Below are 18387 nucleotides of genomic sequence, written 5' to 3'. Positions count from 1 at the left end.
TGAAGATTTGTCACCTGCAGTGATGATTTATATGTTGACGCTAATGCGGGAATCGTTCATTTTGAATGTCTGGACGTCTAAACGTATAGATGTGTTCGGGTGAATAGTTAACCGATGTGGTCGGAGGTAGCAGGATGAGTTTCTTTCATGCCAATCAGCGCGAGGCACTCAATCAGAGCCTGGCAGAGCTAAATGGTCGGATTAATGTCTCTTTTGAGTTTTTTCCGCCACGTACCAGCGAAATGGAAGAAACGCTGTGGAACTCCATCCATCGCCTGAGCAGCCTGAAACCCAAATTTGTCTCCGTGACCTATGGTGCGAACTCGGGTGAGCGCGACCGCACGCACAGCATTATCAAAGGCATTAAAGATCGTACCGGCCTGGAAGCGGCACCGCATCTGACCTGTGTTGATGCCAGCCGCGATGAGCTACATGATATTGCTCAGGATTACTGGAACAACGGCATTCGCCATATTGTCGCGCTGCGTGGTGATCTGCCTCCGGGCAGCGGCAAGCCGGACATGTATGGCTCCGATCTGGTGTCTCTGCTCAAAGACGTGGGGGAGTTTGATATATCCGTTGCAGCCTACCCGGAAGTCCATCCGGAAGCGAAGAGTGCACAGGCCGACCTGATCAACCTGAAACGCAAAATCGATGCTGGCGCCAACCGTGCCATCACCCAGTTCTTTTTTGATGTTGAAAGCTACCTGCGTTTTCGTGACCGCTGTGTTTCCACTGGTATTGATGTCGAGATTGTGCCGGGCATTCTGCCCGTCTCTAACTTCAAACAATTGCAGCGCTTCGCCACCATGACTAACGTGCGTGTGCCGGGCTGGATGAATGCGATGTTTGAAGGGCTGGATGACGATCCTGAAACGCGCAAAATGGTGGGGGCGAATATCGCCATGGACATGGTGAAAATTCTGTCACGCGAAGGCGTAAAAGATTTCCATTTCTATACTCTCAACCGGGCAGAAATGAGCTATGCCATATGTCATACGTTAGGTGTGCGTCCTACACTGGCCGCATAGGGCGGATGAACGGGGCAGTTAAACGTTGCGTATTGATGATATAAGGCAGGGCGGTCTTCACCGCCCTGCCTATTGTGCTTAACCCGTATTACGCATACCCGCCGCGACGCCGGCAATGGTCACCATTAACGCCTGCTCGACGCGTGCATCGGGCTCATCGCCGCGCCCTTCCTGCGCACGTGAACGGTGTAGCAGCTCAGCCTGCAGCACGTTGAGGGGATCGGTATACACGTTGCGCAGGGCAATGGATTCGGCAATCCACGGCTGATCCGCCATCAGGTGGGAATCGTTAGCGATGGTGAGTACCGCTTTAATATCCGCATCTAACTGTTCACGTAGCTGTTTACCCAGCGGCCACAGCGATTTATCCACCAGGCGCTGATCGTAATATTCCGCCAGCCACAGGTCGGCTTTGGAGAACACCATTTCCAGCATACCGAGACGGGTGGAGAAAAACGGCCAGTCGCGGCACATCGCTTCCAGCTGATCCTGATGACCTGCCAGCATTGCCTGCTGCAGTGCAGCACCCGCACCCAGCCATGCCGGGAGCATCAGACGGTTTTGTGTCCAGGCGAAGATCCACGGGATGGCGCGCAGAGATTCCACACCGCCGGTAGGGCGGCGTTTGGCCGGGCGTGAACCCAGGGGCAGCTTGCCCAGTTCCTGCTCTGGCGTCGCTGAACGGAAGTAGGGCACGAAGTCGGGATTTTCGCGCACATAGCCCCGGTACATGGCACAGGAATCGGCGGAAAGCTGATTCATAATGCTACGCCACTCCGGTTTAGGTTCCGGTGGTGGCATCAGGTTAGCTTCCAGTATCGCACCGGTATAGAGCGACAGGCTGGCGATGGTCACTTCCGGCAGGCCGTACTTAAAGCGAATCATTTCGCCCTGCTCGGTAACGCGCAGGCCGCCTTTCAGGCTGCCTGGCGGTTGAGACAGCAGCGCAGCATGTGCCGGCGCGCCACCGCGACCAATAGTGCCGCCACGTCCGTGGAACAGCGTCAGGGAAACCCCGGCTTTCTCACAGGTTTTAATCAGCGCGTCCTGCGCCTGGTACTGTGCCCAACTGGCGGCCATCACCCCGGCATCTTTTGCTGAGTCTGAATAGCCAATCATGACCATCTGTTTGCCCTGGATAAAACCGCGATACCAGTCAATGTTAAGCAGCTTGCTCATCACGTCATTGGCATTATTCAGGTCATCAAGCGTTTCGAACAGCGGGGCGACCGGCATCGCAAAAGGAATGCCGGCTTCTTTCAGTAACAGATGCACTGCCAGCACGTCTGACGGCGTTTTGGCCATCGAAATCACATAGGCAGCGATAGAACCCTGCGGTGCTTCGGCGACGACTTTGCAGGTTTCCAGCACTTCGCGGGTTTCATCACTGGGTTCCCAGCTACGCGGCAGCAACGGGCGTTTAGAGTTCAGCTCACGGATAAGAAATGCCTGCTTGTCGGCTTCTGACCAGCTTTCATAATCTCCCAGCCCCAGATAGCGGGTAATTTCCGCAATCGCTTCGGTATGACGGGTGCTTTCCTGACGAACGTCCATACGGACCAGCGGCACACCAAAGCATTTCACCCGGCGCAGCGTATCCAGCAGCTGACCGTTGGCAATGATGCTCATGCCACACTGCTGCAGGGACTGATAGATCGCGTACAGTGGCTCCCAAAGCTGAGCGTTAGAAACCAGTAAGTCAGCAGGGCGCGGTAAACGTTCACCTTTGAGGCGACGCTCAAGGTAAGCCTGTGTGGTCATCAACTGGCTACGCAGACGCTTTAAAATCACCCGATAAGGTTCCAGTGCTTCGGGATCGCCACTGAGATCGGCCACTTCCTGACTGCATTCGGACATCGACAGTTCTGAAATTAAGACACCAATGTCACGCAGGAACAGGTCAGTGGCTTTCCAGCGGCTGAGCTGCATCACATGGCGGGTAATGGATGCGGTAACATTTGGGTTGCCGTCACGGTCACCGCCCATCCAGGAGGTGAACTGCACTGGCACGAAATCCACCGGCAGCTTAATGCCAAATGTCTCTTCGACCTGCTCATTCAGCTCACGTAAAAACGCAGGTACGCCTTCCCACAGGCTGTTTTCAACCACGGCAAAGCCCCATTTGGCTTCATCCACGGGCGTTGGGCGATATTTACGGATCTCATCCGTATGCCAGGCCTGAGCAACCAACTGGCGCAGGCGGCGCATAATCTGGTTACGTTCGTAATCAGAAATATCGCTGTGGTCGAGTTGTTCAAGACAGCTGTTTACCTCACCCAGTTTATGAATCAGCGTACGACGGGTGATTTCGGTGGGATGGGCGGTCAGCACCAACTCCAGTGACAGGGATTCAATCGCAGCGTGAATGGCACTTTCACTGAGATTGTTTTGTTTGAGTGTTTCAAAGGTCTTTTTCAACAGTTCGGGATGGTTCGCGCCGTCGCCGCTGCGGGAAATGGTTTGATACTGCTCCGCCACGTTAGTGAGGTTAAGGAACTGACTGAATGCACGTGCCACGGGCAATAACTCGTCGTTTGACAGGTTTTGCAGTGTGTTCAGCAACTCCTTACGATGAGTGTCATTGCCTGCACGGGATGATTTAGAGAGCTTACGGATGGTTTCCACCTGGTCCAGGATATTCTCTCCCAGCGCATCCTTGATCGTATCCCCGAGCAGTTTGCCGAGCATACTGACATTACTTCGCATTGCGGAATATTGTTCGTTCATGTGACCCTGACACCCTTATCGTCTTGATAAACCTCTATACCCGGCCTTTTCAGGCAGCACAAAAGCCAGCAACGTTGTCCTCTCGGCTCTGACCGAGGTTCTTCAGTTGCTGCCTGTCGCAAGCTGAATAAAGTGGGATGATTGCCCTGCGGGTATAACATCGTCTTTTATCTAGCCACGTAATCTTCCGTTCGTCAATTGACTTAAAGTGAAGGAAACGTGCAGCTAACTGCCGGAAATTCATGGAATTTGATGGGGGAGAAGTGGGATAAGTTATTCTTATTATTAAATCCCGCAGAATGGCGGGGCATTTTGCTGTTAATTCAGTGAAATGCCCCGATTGATGACAATTAGTGACAGAAATGCTGCACAACCTGGCTTATCAGTGCGCGTGTTGGCTTAATAAATGCGGTATCGATAAATTCATCTGGCTGATGGGCCTGATTGATCGAACCCGGGCCCAGCACCAGCGTCGGACAGAGTTGCTGAATAAAAGGCGCTTCGGTGCAGTAATTGACCACTTCCGTCTGGATACCCAGCAGTGTTTCGACGACCTTGACCAGTTTATGGTCAGTAGGGCACTCGTAGCCGGGGATCGGTGGATGCAGCTCTTCAATGGTAATCCGTCCCGGCCAGCGTTCGCTAACGGGAGCCAGTGCCTCATTTAACAGGCCGTCGAGATCGCTCAGGGTCAGTCCCGGTAGCGGTCGTATATCCATATGCAACTCGCAGCAGGCACAAATACGGTTTGCCGCATCGCCGCCGTGAATATGACCAAAGTTCATGGTTGGGTAGGGGATCGCAAAGCCATCGTGGTGATAACGTGATTTGAGCGTATTACGCAACTGCATAAGTTCGGTGATCGACTCATGCATCAGCTCAATGGCATTGACGCCGCGTCCGGGATCGCTCGAATGGCCTGATTGCCCCTGAATACGAATCGCATTGGAAATGTGGCCTTTGTGCGCCCGTACCGGTTTCAGTGAGGTCGGCTCGCCAATGATGGCGCAGTCGGGACGAAGCTGTGTGGATTCTGCAAAGTATTTTGCGCCCGCCATCGTCGTTTCTTCATCTGCGGTCGCCAAAATATAGAGCGGCTTACTCAGGGTTGTCACATCCACATCACGGAGTGTGTCCAGAATAAACGCAAAGAAGCCTTTCATATCGGCGGTGCCCAGACCGTACAGCTTATTGTCGTGCTCGGTCAGGGTAAAAGGATCGCGGGTCCAGCGACCATCATCAAACGGAACCGTATCGGTATGTCCGGCAAGCAGCAGGCCGCCCGCACCGCTTCCCGTACGGGCCAGCATATTAAATTTATGACGCGTTCCCGGTACGGGCTGCACGTCCACAGTAAAACCCAGGTCGCGGAACCAGCCCGCCAGTAAATTGATTAAAGTTTCATTGCTCTGATCGAGCGCGGCATCGGTTGCGCTGATTGACGGCGTTGCGATCAACTGGCGGTATAGTTCGATAAAAGGCGGTAATTTTGTCTTCACTGTTGACGGTCCTTGAGTTAGGATGTATCAATATTCATGCATTAATAGTGAATAAAAATACATTAACGTCGTGTGCATGTGAACCTTAAATCGCTGCAAACGACATCGTGGGCAACGGGGCAAGGCCGCGACCCGGAACGTGTGACTGTAATAAAGGTATACAGCCTGATGTTGAATACGCTGATCGTTGGTGCCAGTGGTTATGCTGGCGTAGAGCTTGCCACCTTCCTTAATCGCCATCCACATATCAACATAACCGCTTTGGCGGTGTCTGCGCAAAGTCCCGATGCGGGTAAGCGCCTGTCTGATCTTCATCCACAGCTGAAAGGCGTGGTGGATTTGCCACTGCAGCCGTTGAGCAATGCCGCCGAATGGGCAGACAAAGTGGATGTGGTGTTTCTGGCGACCGCCCACGAAGTCAGTCACGATCTGGCCCCTGAATTTCTCAAAGCTGGCTGTGTGGTGTTCGATCTGTCAGGCGCGTTTCGCGTCAACGATGGCGATTTTTACACGCAGTTTTATGGCTTCACTCACCAGCATGGTGACTGGCTGGATAAAGCCGTTTACGGCCTTGCAGAGTTCCAGCAGGAAAAAATCAAAGAAGCCCAACTGGTGGCCGTGCCGGGCTGCTACCCAACCGCCTCCCAGCTGGCGCTGAAGCCCGTGTTAGATGCGGGTTTGCTGAATGACGCGCAGTGGCCGGTGATTAACGCCACCAGCGGCGTGAGTGGTGCGGGACGTAAAGCCAACATCGGCACAAGCTTCTGCGAAGTCAGCCTGCAACCTTACGGTATTTTTAATCATCGTCATTATCCTGAAATTGTGGCGCACCTGGGCACACCGGTGATTTTCACGCCGCATTTGGGCAGTTTCCCGCGTGGGATTCTGGCGACGGTCACCTGCCGTTTGAAGGCTGGTGTAAGCCGTGATGATGTGGCTGAAGCTTTTCACAATGCCTACCACGATAAGCCGCTGGTACGCGTTTACGAACAGGGCGTGCCGGCACTGAAGGCAGTGGTCGGACTGCCGTACTGCGATATCGGTTTTGCCGTTCAGGGCGAACATCTGATTGTCGTGGCTGCAGAAGATAACCTGCTCAAAGGGGCGGCCTCCCAGGCGGTGCAGTGCCTTAATATTCGTTTCGGTTTCCCTGAAACGCAGTCACTGATTTAACGGACGAGTAAACCATGACCAATCCATTGATTATCAAGCTGGGCGGCGTGCTGTTAGACAGCGAAGAAGCGCTGGCCCGTTTATTTGACGCGCTGCTGGCCTATCGCTCAGCGCATCAGCGCCCACTGATCGTCGTTCATGGCGGCGGCTGCCTGGTCGATGAACTGATGAAAAAACTGGCGCTGCCAGTGCAAAAAAAGAACGGCTTACGCGTGACGCCTGCCGACCAGATTGACATCATTACCGGTGCGCTGGCGGGTACGGCAAACAAAACCCTGCTGGCATGGGCAAAAAAATATGGCATTCATGCGGTTGGCCTTTGCCTGGGTGATGCGGGCCTGGTGAATGTGACGCAACTGGATGAAGCGCTGGGCCATGTCGGTCATGCCACACCGGGTAATCCTGCGTTGGTCAACACGCTGCTGGCTGCGGGATATATGCCTGTTGTCAGCTCAATCGGCATCACCGATGACGGCCAGTTAATGAACGTCAATGCCGATCAGGCCGCAACGGCGCTGGCATCAACGCTGGGTGCTGATTTAGTCTTGTTATCGGATGTCAGTGGCATTCTTGACGGTAAAGGCCAGCGCATTGAAGAGATGACCGCTGACAAAGCAGAGCAGTTGATTGCGCAGGGCATCATTACCGATGGCATGATTGTGAAAGTGAACGCCGCGCTGGATGCTGCGCGCACGCTGGGCCGCCCGGTCGATATCGCCAGTTGGCGTCATGCCGAGCAACTGCCTGACCTTTTCAACGGTGTGTCCATTGGCACCCGGATTCTCGCTTAACGACTCAGATTCAAGGATTACGAAATGCAAACGCAAAACATCAAAAAAATCGTTCTGGCTTACTCTGGTGGTCTGGATACTTCCGCCATTATTCCATGGCTGAAAGAAAACTATGGCGGCTGTGAAGTGGTCGCGTTTGTGGCTGATATCGGTCAGGAACGTAGCGATCTGGAAGGCGTTGAGAAGAAAGCGCTGCAGTCGGGTGCATCAGAATGTCACGTTGTTGATCTGCGTGAAGAGTTTATCAGCGAGTACGTTTATCCGGTGCTGCAGACCGGTGCGCTGTATGAAGGAACTTACCTGCTGGGCACCTCAATGGCGCGTCCTATCATCGCTAAAGCGCAGGTTGAGCTGGCGCTGAAAGTAGGTGCGGACGCCCTGTGCCACGGTGCGACCGGTAAAGGCAATGACCAGGTCCGTTTTGAAACCACCTATACTGCACTGGCCCCCCAGTTGAAAGTCGTTGCGCCATGGCGTGAGTGGAACCTGCGTTCACGTGAAGCGCTGCTGGATTATCTGAAAGAACGCAATATCCCTACCACCGCCTCGCTGGAAAAAATCTACAGCCGTGATGAAAACGCCTGGCATATTTCTACCGAAGGTGGCGTGCTGGAAAGCCCGTCTAATGCACCAAACAAAGATTGCTGGGTCTGGACCGTTGATCCACTGGAAGCCCCCGATCAGCCAGAAGACGTGACCGTGACCGTTGAAAAAGGCCGCGTAGTCGCGGTGAACGGCGAGAAACTGAGTCCGTTCCAGTGCCTGGAAAAACTGAACGTGCTGGGCGCTAAACACGGTGTGGGCCGTATCGATATCGTTGAGAACCGTCTGGTGGGCATTAAATCACGCGGCTGTTACGAAACCCCGGGCGGCACCATTATGGTTAACGCGCTGCGTGCGGTTGAACAGCTGGTTCTGGATCGTGACAGCTTTAAATGGCGTGAGCAATTGGGCCATGAAATGTCGTATGTGGTTTACGATGGTCGCTGGTTTGCTCCGCTGCGTAAGTCTATTCAGGCGGCGGCAGAGTCGTTGGCAGAAGAGGTGAACGGCGAAGTGGTACTGCAACTCTACAAAGGCCAGGCTACCGCGACCCAGAAACGTTCAGCCAACAGCCTGTATTCTGAAGAGTTCGCGACCTTCGGCGAAGATGAAGTGTACGATCATCGTCATGCAGGCGGCTTTATCCGTCTGTTCTCGCTCTCTTCACGCATCCGCGCCCTGAACGAGCAGAAGAAGTAATAAGCAGGCGAGGATCGCCTCGCCTCTCGGTATGACATCAGGGGCGGCTATTATGCCGCCCCTGGTTTAACGACTTGAAGGAGATTCACATGGCACTTTGGGGTGGACGCTTTACCCAGGCAGCAGATCAACGTTTCAAACAGTTCAACGACTCGCTGCGCTTTGATTATCGCCTGGCTGAGCAGGACATCATTGGCTCTGTGGCCTGGTCCAAAGCGCTGGTGACCGTCAACGTACTGACTCGTGATGAGCAGCAGCAGTTGGAAGCAGCGCTCAACGCGTTACTGGAAGAAGTACGTGCTAATCCTGAGCAAATTCTGCAAAGCGATGCCGAAGATATTCACAGCTGGGTTGAAGGCCAGTTGATCGATAAAGTCGGCGCGTTAGGCAAAAAACTGCATACCGGTCGGAGTCGTAATGACCAGGTGGCGACTGACCTGAAACTGTGGTGTAAAGAGCAGGTTGCCGCGTTATTGGGCGCTACGCGTGAACTGCAGCAGGCGCTGGTGGCCACCGCGGAAGTGAACCAGGATGCGGTGATGCCGGGCTATACGCATCTGCAGCGTGCGCAGCCGGTGACCTTTGCTCACTGGTGCCTCGCCTATGTTGAAATGCTGGCGCGCGATGAAAGCCGTTTGCAGGATACGCTAAAGCGTCTTGACGTCAGTCCGCTGGGTTGTGGCGCGCTGGCCGGAACCGCTTATGATATTGACCGTGAGCAGTTAGCTGGCTGGTTAGGCTTTGCCTCTGCCACGCGTAACAGCCTGGATACGGTGTCTGATCGCGACCATGTTCTGGAGCTGCTCTCTGATGCGTCAATCGGTATGGTGCATCTGTCGCGCTTTGCGGAAGACATGATTTTCTTCAATACGGGCGAAGCTGGCTTTATCGAACTCGCGGATAAAGTCACCTCAGGTTCATCCCTGATGCCACAGAAGAAAAATCCCGATGCGCTGGAGCTGATCCGCGGCAAGTGTGGTCGTGTTCAGGGCGCATTAACCGGCATGATGATGACGCTGAAAGGTCTGCCGCTTGCCTACAACAAAGACATGCAGGAAGACAAAGAAGGGCTCTTTGATGCGCTTGATACCTGGCTGGACTGCCTGCATATGTCGGTACTGGTCCTTGATGGCCTGCAGGTAAAACGTCCACGCTGCAAGGAAGCGGCAGAGCAGGGCTATGCCAACTCAACCGAACTGGCTGATTACCTGGTTGCCAAAGGCGTGCCTTTCCGTGAAGCGCACCATATTGTGGGTGAAACGGTCGTTGAGGCAATTAAGCAGGGCGTAGCACTGGAAGCACTGACGCTGGCGCAGTTGAAGCAGTTCAGCACTGCGATTGAAGACGATGTTTATCCTGTTCTGGCCCTGAAATCCTGTCTGGATAAGCGTAATGCGCAGGGTGGCGTTTCGCCCGAACAGGTTGCCCGTGCTATTGCAGAAGCCAAAACGCGTTTAGCGTAAACGGCAGGCAAAAAAAGAGCGGGCATCAAATGCCCGCCAACCTCTAGCTTCAAAAACTACTTTTATTTTAGGCACATCATCAGAACAGCGGCGCTCCCGGCCGATGCTCAGATTCGTTACGTTCACCCTCTGCCTGTTATATGAAAGCCGGATAAGGCTTTCTGTCTTTTTGCGTTTTGCAGAAGGTTTCACGCGCGTTGAAAACAGGGATAAGCACTGCCTTCAACGTTCAGAAATACATTTCCCTGGGTGGCCATGATTCTGAATTTGATGCGGGCATTATTCCCATCCGCTCTTGATAGGGCCAATCGTTGGTTGCTATTCTATCTATCGCCACGAGCTATCGTGGAATGGAGGGTAATAATGAATATCCGTGATCTTGAATATCTGGTTTCGCTTGCTGAACATCGTCATTTCCGACGTGCTGCGGATGCCTGCCATGTCAGTCAGCCCACGTTGAGCGGACAGATCCGTAAATTAGAAGACGAATTAGGTGTCATGCTGCTGGAACGCACCAGCCGCAAAGTGCTGTTTACTCAGGCTGGCCTGTTGCTGGTCGACCAGGCACGTACCGTTCTGCGTGAAGTCAAAGTGCTGAAAGAGATGGCCAGTCAGCAAGGTGAAGCGATGTCAGGGCCACTGCATATTGGGCTTATCCCCACGACCGGTCCTTATTTGCTCCCGCAAATCATTCCTATGCTGCATCAGACCTTTCCAAAGCTGGAAATGTATCTGCATGAAGCGCAAACGCAGCAGCTGCTGGCTCAACTCGACAGCGGTAAACTGGATTGCGCGATTCTGGCGCTGGTCAAAGAGAGCGAAGCCTTTATTGAAGTTCCGCTGTTTGATGAGCCGATGAAGCTGGCGGTCTATGAGGATCATCCATGGCGTGATCGTGACCGCGTACCGATGTCCGATCTGGCCGGCGAAAAACTGCTGATGCTGGAAGACGGTCACTGCCTGCGCGATCAGGCGATGGGCTTTTGCTTTGAAGCGGGCGCGGACGAAGATACGCATTTCCGTGCCACCAGTCTGGAAACATTGCGCAATATGGTCGCGGCGGGAAGTGGGATTACGCTACTGCCAGCATTAGCCGTGCCCCAGCAGCGCATTCGCGACGGTGTCTGTTACCTGCCGTGTTACAAGCCAGTACCACAACGTACTATCGCGCTGGTGTACCGTCCCGGTTCACCCCTGCGCAGTCGTTATGAACAACTGGCAGAGGCAATCCGAACGCACATGCAAGGCTATTTCGACACGACGTTAAAACAGGCGGTTTAAGCCGTTTAATGCAGCAACGCGGTAGGCTTCGGCCATAGTCGGATAGTTAAAGGTGGTATTCACAAAGTACTCAATTGTGTTGCCACCATTTTTTTGTTCCATAATCGCCTGGCCGATGTGAATGATCTCCGCCGCACGTTCCCCAAAGCAGTGAATCCCTAAGATTTCTTTGGTGTCGCGATGGAACAGAATCTTCAGGCTGCCCACATTCATCCCGACGATTTGCGCACGCGCCAGATGCTTGAACTGTGCACGACCGACTTCGTAGGGGACTTTCATCGCGGTCAACTGCTGCTCGGTTTTACCTACAGAGCTGATTTCCGGAATGGTATAAATACCGGTCGGGATGTCTTCTATCAGATGCGCCGAGGCTTCACCTTTCATGATCGCCTGCGCGGCAATACGGCCCTGATCGTAAGCGGCTGACGCCAGGCTTGGATAACCAATCACATCGCCCACTGCATAGATGTGCGGCTGTGCTGTCTGGTACATGCTGTTCACTTTCAGCAGGCCACGTCCGTCCGCTTCCAGACCGACATTGTCCAGCGACAGTGAGTCGGTATTACCGGTACGACCGTTCGCGTAAAGCAGGCAATCCGCTTTCACTTTCTTGCCCGATTTAAGGTGCATGATCACACCGTCATCAACGCCTTCAATCTTCTCAAACTCTTCGTTGTGACGAATCACCACACCGCTGTTCCAGAAGTGATAAGACAGCGAATCGGACATCTCCTGATCAAGAAACGCCAACAAACGGTCACGGGTGTTAATCAGATCAACTTTGACATTGAGCCCACGGAAAATTGACGCATATTCGCAGCCAATCACGCCAGCGCCATAAATAATGACGTGGCCGGGTTCATGATGCAGGTTGAGAATCGAATCGGAGTCGTAAATGCGTGGATGCGTAAAGTCGACGTCATGGGGATGATAAGGGCGTGAACCGCAGGCAATAATAAATTTCTCGGCGGTCAGTTTTTCGCGTGTCCCGTCGTGATGTTCCACCTCAACAGTATTGGCATCAACAAAGTGGGCATCGCCCTGAAAAAGTTCACAGCGGTTGCGCTCATAAAAGCCCTGACGCATCGCCGTTTGCTGGCTGATCACGCTTTCTGTGTGATTGAGGATATCGGCAAAGGATGAGCGAAGCAGTCGGGTATGGTCGCTGTAAAGGGGATTCTGGTTGAATTCGATGATGCGGCTAACGGCGTGACGGAGGGCTTTTGAGGGGATGGTTCCCCAGTGAGTACAGCCGCCGCCAATGTTGTGATAGCGTTCGATAACCGCGATGCGTGCGCCTTGCTTGACCAGTCCCATCGCCGCACCTTCGCCGCCCGGTCCTGAGCCAATCACTATGACATCGTAATCGTAAGACTTTTGCATACCGATACGTCCTATTATTTATACATTTTTACAACGAGATTCTAACATCTCGCCGCGCACTTCTAAATTCTAACAGCGATTTTCATCACGTTTTGCCTTTCAGTGGTGTTTAACAAGCCGTCACAAAGTTTGCCCGACTGTACGCTGAATATTTTGTTATAGTGCTGTTTCAGAACCTCACAAGGCAGACAGAATGGGCGTCAGAGCGCAACAAAAAGAACGTACACGGCGTACACTCATCGAAGCCGCTTTCAGCCAGCTCAGCGCCGAACGCAGTTTTGCCAGCCTGAGTTTACGTGAGGTCGCCCGTGAAGCCGGTATCGCACCCACCTCTTTTTATCGGCATTTTAAAGATGTTGATGAGCTGGGTCTGACGATGGTCGACGAAAGTGGGCTGATGTTGCGCCAGCTGATGCGCCAGGCGCGCCAGCGTATCGCCAAAGGCGGCAGCATCATTAAAACCTCCATCGCGACGTTCATGGAGTTCATTGAGAATAACCCTAACGCGTTTCGTTTGCTGCTGCGTGAGCGTTCCGGAACCTCTGCTGCCTTTCGCGCGGCCGTGGCACGTGAAATTCAACATTTTATTGCTGAACTGGCTGATTATCTTGAGGTCGAAAATCGCATGCCGCGCAGTTTTACCGAAGCGCAGGCTGAAGCGATGGTCACTATCGTTTTCAGCGCGGGTGCCGAAGCGGTGGACATCGATATTGAACAGCGACGTAAGCTGGAAGATCGTTTGGTACTGCAGTTACGTATGATCGCCAAAGGCGCTTATTACTGGTATCGCCGGGAGCAAGAACGTCTGGCGGTAACCCTGGATAAACCTGAAGAGTTATGAATAAGGACCCCGACATGACCCACCCAAGCTCCCGTGATAAAGGCACGATGTTGCTGGCTTTTATTACCGGCCTTGCTATGAACGGCTCGTTCTCCGTGCTGTTTAGTGCTTTTGTCCCTTTTTCTATTTTCCCACTGATTGCGCTGGGGCTGTCGGCCTGGTGCCTGCATCAGCGCTATCTGAACAAAAGCATGCCGGATGGCGTACCAGGCCTGGCAGCCGCTTTTTTCCTGCTGGGCATTCTGGTGTATAGCGCGCTGGTCAGGGCTGAATACCCGGAAATCGGCTCTAATTTTATCCCGACCATCCTGATGGTCGGGCTGGTGTTCTGGATTGCCCTGCGTTACAAGCGCAACCGCAATCGGTAATAACGAAAACGGGAACCATCAGGTTCCCGTTTTTTTACGCTTTACGCGTCAGCAGCACGCCGCATTCCATATGATGGGTGTACGGGAACTGGTCGAACAGCGCCAGCCGTGTCACATCATGGGTTTGCGCCAGCACCAGCAGATTGTCACACAGGGTTTGCGGATTGCAGGAAATGTAGAGGATGGCGGGGTAAGCCTGCACCATCTTAACGGTTTCGTCATCCAGCCCACTGCGCGGCGGATCGACAAAGATCGTCTCGCAGTCATAGCTGTTCAGGTCGATCCCTTCCAGCCGGTTGAAGCTGCGCACCCCGTTCATCGCCTGCGTAAACTCTTCGGCCGCCATTCGAATAATCTGGACGTTATCAATCTGGTTCGCCGCAATATTATATTGTGCGGAAGCCACAGAAGGTTTGGCGATTTCCGTTGCCAGGACGCGACGAAAATTTCTGGCCAGCGCCAGCGAGAAGTTGCCATTCCCACAGTAGAGCTCCAGTAAATCCCCACGAGAACCCGTGGTGACGTCCAGTGCCCATTCCAGCATTTGAATGTTCATGGCGGCGTTGGGTTGAGTAAAGCTGTTTTCTACCTGACGATAAATCATCTCTTTACCGGCCACCGGCAAACGCTCATCCACATAATCCCGATCGAGACAGATTTTGGTCTTGGTCGCGCGGCCAATCAGCTGGACATCTATACCTTCAGCCCGTAATTGATCGCGTAACGTGCTGGCGGCCTGCTGCCACTCATCATCCAGCTTGCGATGGTAGAGCAGGGAAATCACGATTTGATCACTCATCGTGGACAGATAGTCGATCTGAAACAGCTTGTGGCGCAGCAGACGGTTATCCCGAATGGCCGCCATCATTTTTGGCATCACCAGGTTGATCAATTCACTGGCAGCAGGAAACTGATCGACGCGTATGCGCTGCTTAGTCTCCTGATCGAAGATAATGTGGTAGAGGTCATCGCCATCGTGCCAGATACGGAATTCTGCACGCATGCGGTAGTGACTGACGGGTGAACGAAACACCTCCACGGCGGGCGCAGCGTACGGCGTCATCATCGTTTCTAACCGACTGACTTTTTCCGCCAGCTGCGCGTCATACTGTTCAACAGGGAGATGTTCGGGTGTCATGTTTAATCCTGGTTAAGAGCTTACTTGCCGGGCGATTGTAGGCATTCACCTGCCGATGTCCAGTCTTGTGCGCTGGCACAAAGATACGATGTGTGGAGGTCTGGACTTGCCCATGCGCTCTTCGTAGACTGCTGGCACCGGCCTCAGCCTTGAGTTAATAGGGAATCCAGTGTGAATCTGGAGCTGACGCGCAGCGGTAAGGAATGTCAGGGTGATTGCAATTGCAGACACTGTCCTGCGGGATGGGAAGTCATCACCTGCTATGGTTCCCAGCCCGAAGACCTGCCGGTGTGACGTCGCCACTCGTACAGTCATCGCGTGCTATCGATTGTATGCCTGCGGCATCCTTTTTCTTTTGGATGCGATAAAAATGAGTAAAACAAAAGCCTCGCTGTTTGCCTTCAGCGCAACGGCGATTTCCCTCTGGGCGCAAAACGGTGTTGCGCAGGGAAGTGATGATACGCAAATCGTGACCGCCAACCGTTTTCAACAACCGGTTTCGTCGGTGCTGGCGTCTACCTCAGTGGTGACACGGGATGAGATTGAACTGTGGCAAGCGAAAAACCTTGTCGAGGTCCTTCGTCGCCTGCCGGGCGTTGATATCGCGCAAAGTGGCGGTATTGGGCAGAGCGCTTCAATGTATGTGCGCGGCTCTGAAGCCCGCCAGACATTGATTCTGGTTGATGGCGTCCCTTTTGCTAAGCCTGGTATTACAGGGGTGGCAGACTTCAATCAGATTCCGGTCTCCATTATCCAGCGCGTGGAGTTTATTCGTGGGCCACGATCGTCAGTATACGGTGCGGATGCCATTGGCGGTGTGGTTAACGTCATTACCCAAAATCCAGAGAATCATAATGAACTTTCAGCAGGGATGGGTTCGAAGGGATACCAGGAGTACAGCGGAAGCGTAAACCAGAATGTGACCGATCAAACTCGTCTTACCGTCGCAGGGTCTTACCAGGCGACAAATGGCTATAATATTCAGCCAGATTCGACATCGCCAACTGATCGCGATCGTGATGGCTGGCGCAACAACGCTTTCTGGGCAGGTGTTGAGCACACGTTTAATGACCTGTTTTCCGGCTTCTTTCGGGGTTATGGTTACGCTGCGAATGTTGACTACGATGCCGGTTTTCCAGGCGGAACGGATGAGCAGCAAATTTATAACCATTCCTTCGATACCGGCTTGCGCTTCAATAAAGGTGATTATTCATCACAGCTGGTGGCCAGTGACCAAAAGTACAAAATTTATAACTATGTCGGCGCTGACGGACGTTACGCAGATTCTAATACGCTGGATGATATGGAGCAGCGTAACCTGCAGTGGGGGAACGCTTTCGCGATAGGTTATGGCACCGTAAGTGCCGGCCTGGACTGGCAGCGTCAAACGTTGAGTTCGGTCGGGCAGCTTTTTTCTGGTCAACCCAGAGATACGGACAGCTATAAGCAAGATAACACCGGCGCTTATCTGACGACGCAGCAGCAGTTGGGCACGGTTACCCTTGAAGGCGCTTTACGGGGAGACGATAACCAGGATTATGGTCGTCATGGTACCTGGCAAACGGCGGCGGGATGGGAATTTGTGCCAGGCTACAAGGCTTCGCTCTCCTACGGTACAGGCTTCCAGGCACCCACTCTGGGTCAGCTGTATGGCCAAAAACATTTTGGCATTAGCGCTAATCCCGATCTTCAGCCAGAGAAGTCAAAGCAGTGGGAAGCCGCGCTTGAAGGGTTAAGCGGACCGGTTAACTGGCGCGTTGCGGCTTATCGTAATAGCGTCACGGACTTGATTGACTATGCTTCAGATCCGGTGACATTCCAGGGCGGCTATTTCAATCAAAAAGCGGTCACGCTAAAAGGTATCGAAGCAACGGCTGACTTCGATACTGGCTTCCTGCACCATCAAATAACCTTAGGCTACCTTGATGCCCGGCGGGATGCCGATGATGAAGTCCTGGCTCGCCGTGCTCGCCAACAGATGAAATATCAGTTAGGCATCACGGTTTATGAAGCTGATATTGATGTCATTTACCAGTATTTTGGCAAGCGTTATGACAATAACACCAGCCAGTACGCAAGCGAGCAACGTCGTTTACCGAGTTACAGCACAGTTGATCTCGCGGTATCGTATCCGGTCACATCACATCTGACCGTTCGTGGTAGAATCGCCAACCTGTTCGATAAAGATTACGAGACAGCGTATGGCTATCAGACTCCAGGAAGAGAGTATTACCTCAACGGAAGCTACAGCTTCTGACCTGCGTCCTACTGTGCTGGTGTTTGACTCCGGCGTAGGGGGGCTTTCTGTCTATGATGAGGTTCGGCAGTTACTGCCGAACCTGCATTATCTTTATGCATTCGATAATGCCGGTTTTCCTTATGGAGAAAAAACCGAGACCTTTATTGTCGAACGTGTGGTCGCGATTGTTGATGCCATTACTCGCCGCCATCCCATTTCCCTGGTCATTATCGCCTGTAATACCGCCAGCACCGTAACCTTGCCCGCATTACGTGAACGCTTTGCCTTCCCGGTCGTTGGTGTTGTTCCGGCTATTAAACCTGCAGCACGTCTTACGCGTAATGGTGTGGTGGGGCTGCTTGCAACCCGCGCGACGGTTCGGCGCTCGTACACGCATGAACTGGTGTCGCAGTTTGCCAGCACCTGCAAGATTGAAATGCTGGGTTCAGCCGAACTGGTTGAACTTGCCGAGGCGAAGCTCCATGGTAATGATGTGTCGCTGGATGAAGTCAGGCGCATCGTGCAACCCTGGTTACGCATGGCCGAGCCGCCGGACACGGTGGTATTAGGATGCACGCACTTTCCTTTACTGCGCGATGAGCTGCAGCACATCCTGCCGGAAGGCACGCGTTTAATTGATTCCGGGGCGGCCATTGCCAGACGTACGGCCTGGTTACTGGAAAATGAAGCACCTGAAGTCCGATCGTCACAGCAAAACGTGGCGTTTTGTACCGAGCTGGATGGTGAGGCCGTACAATTATCACCGGTTTTGCAGCGTTATGGCTTCCCATTGCTTGAAAAACTGGCGCTTTAGCGGCTTTTCGCTGAAAAAAACAGCACTCGGAAAATTAATTGAAATTAGCCCTTGTCAGCCGAAAAGAACTCCCTATAATGCGCCTCCACTGACACGGCACAACGGAATACGAAGCGCCGGGTTAAGTAGGGTTCAGAACGATTCGAACCGGTCAGTTAAGCAAAAATAAGTGCTTGACTGATAAAGCGGAAAGCGTAATATATGCAGCCCGCGCCACAGAGAAGTGTGGCACTGCTCTTTAACAATTTATCAGACAATCTGTGTGGGCACTCGCAGGATTGATATCAGCGTCTCCGGACGTAAAAAAATATCAAGTCTCACGAGTGAACACATAATGAAATTCATTATGACGTTTTACAGATGAGCACCGCTGAACTGGTTTCAGCAAATCAAACTT

Annotated in this window: 14 protein-coding genes and 1 riboswitch; of the genes, 10 read left to right on the top strand and 4 right to left on the bottom strand. The window is 53.1% G+C overall.

What is annotated here, in order from left to right:
- Positions 1–134: 134 nt before the first annotated feature.
- Positions 135–1031, top strand: a complete 897-nt coding sequence (gene metF / locus FBY13_RS21665) for a methylenetetrahydrofolate reductase (RefSeq protein WP_145395116.1) — start codon at positions 135–137, stop codon at positions 1029–1031.
- 78 nt (positions 1032–1109) lie between these two features.
- On the opposite strand, the gene ppc is transcribed toward metF, so the two are convergent.
- The gene (gene ppc, locus FBY13_RS21660; protein WP_145395115.1) at positions 1110–3758 is read right to left on the bottom strand and encodes a phosphoenolpyruvate carboxylase; all 2649 of its coding nucleotides are present in this window, start codon (positions 3756–3758) and stop codon (positions 1110–1112) included.
- A gap of 350 nt (positions 3759–4108) precedes the next feature.
- Positions 4109–5257, bottom strand: a complete 1149-nt coding sequence (argE, locus tag FBY13_RS21655) for an acetylornithine deacetylase (protein WP_145395114.1) — start codon at positions 5255–5257, stop codon at positions 4109–4111.
- A 168-nt stretch (positions 5258–5425) separates the two neighbouring features.
- On the opposite strand from argE, the gene argC reads away from it, so the two are divergent.
- The 5 genes from argC (at position 5426) to oxyR (ending at position 11207) form a co-directional block, all read left to right on the top strand.
- Positions 5426–6430, top strand: a complete 1005-nt coding sequence (gene argC / locus FBY13_RS21650) for an N-acetyl-gamma-glutamyl-phosphate reductase (protein WP_063877665.1) — start codon at positions 5426–5428, stop codon at positions 6428–6430.
- Between the two features lie 14 nt (positions 6431–6444).
- Positions 6445–7221, top strand: a complete 777-nt coding sequence (argB, locus tag FBY13_RS21645) for an acetylglutamate kinase (RefSeq protein WP_063877664.1) — start codon at positions 6445–6447, stop codon at positions 7219–7221.
- 24 nt (positions 7222–7245) lie between these two features.
- Positions 7246–8463 carry an argininosuccinate synthase gene (locus FBY13_RS21640; RefSeq protein ID WP_063877663.1) on the top strand — a complete coding sequence of 406 codons (1218 nt, stop codon included), beginning with the start codon at positions 7246–7248 and terminating at the stop codon, positions 8461–8463.
- Between the two features lie 89 nt (positions 8464–8552).
- Positions 8553–9926, top strand: coding sequence for an argininosuccinate lyase (gene argH, locus FBY13_RS21635; RefSeq protein ID WP_063877662.1), 1374 nt, complete (start codon positions 8553–8555; stop codon positions 9924–9926).
- Positions 9927–10289: 363 nt separating this feature from the next.
- Positions 10290–11207 carry a DNA-binding transcriptional regulator OxyR gene (gene oxyR / locus FBY13_RS21630; RefSeq protein ID WP_063877661.1) on the top strand — a complete coding sequence of 306 codons (918 nt, stop codon included), beginning with the start codon at positions 10290–10292 and terminating at the stop codon, positions 11205–11207.
- Here the strand turns inward: oxyR and sthA are convergent.
- Positions 11190–12590: a Si-specific NAD(P)(+) transhydrogenase gene (gene sthA, locus FBY13_RS21625; RefSeq protein ID WP_096011088.1), complete on the bottom strand. Its 1401-nt coding sequence runs from the start codon at positions 12588–12590 to the stop codon at positions 11190–11192. The two genes, oxyR and sthA, sit on opposite strands and share 18 nt — an antisense overlap.
- Positions 12591–12783: 193 nt before the next feature.
- On the opposite strand from sthA, the gene fabR reads away from it, so the two are divergent.
- Positions 12784–13431: an HTH-type transcriptional repressor FabR gene (fabR, locus tag FBY13_RS21620; protein ID WP_063877659.1), complete on the top strand. Its 648-nt coding sequence runs from the start codon at positions 12784–12786 to the stop codon at positions 13429–13431.
- 14 nt (positions 13432–13445) lie between these two features.
- Positions 13446–13799 carry a YijD family membrane protein gene (locus FBY13_RS21615; protein WP_063877658.1) on the top strand — a complete coding sequence of 118 codons (354 nt, stop codon included), beginning with the start codon at positions 13446–13448 and terminating at the stop codon, positions 13797–13799.
- 34 nt (positions 13800–13833) lie between these two features.
- Here the strand turns inward: FBY13_RS21615 and trmA are convergent, their stop codons facing one another.
- Complete coding sequence (gene trmA / locus FBY13_RS21610; RefSeq protein WP_096011087.1) at positions 13834–14937, bottom strand: tRNA (uridine(54)-C5)-methyltransferase TrmA; 1104 nt, start codon at positions 14935–14937, stop codon at positions 13834–13836.
- 121 nt (positions 14938–15058) lie between these two features.
- Positions 15059–15242: riboswitch (cobalamin riboswitch) on the top strand.
- A 65-nt stretch (positions 15243–15307) separates the two neighbouring features.
- Here trmA and btuB point away from each other — a divergent pair.
- Together btuB and murI are read left to right on the top strand one after the other, a co-directional pair.
- Positions 15308–17194, top strand: coding sequence for a TonB-dependent vitamin B12 receptor BtuB (btuB, locus tag FBY13_RS21605; RefSeq protein WP_145395113.1), 1887 nt, complete (start codon positions 15308–15310; stop codon positions 17192–17194).
- Entirely contained in the window at positions 17139–17990 is an 852-nt protein-coding gene (gene murI, locus FBY13_RS21600; protein WP_063877655.1) for a glutamate racemase, read from the top strand. Before btuB ends, murI begins: the two co-directional genes overlap by 56 nt.
- The last annotated feature ends 397 nt before the right edge of the window (positions 17991–18387 follow it).

Source organism: Pantoea sp. SJZ147 (assembly GCF_007828605.1).
Classification (GTDB): Bacteria; Pseudomonadota; Gammaproteobacteria; order Enterobacterales; family Enterobacteriaceae; genus Pantoea; species Pantoea allii.
The sequence above is the reverse complement of the archived record's forward strand: the minus strand, read 5'-3'. Positions and strand labels throughout refer to the sequence as shown.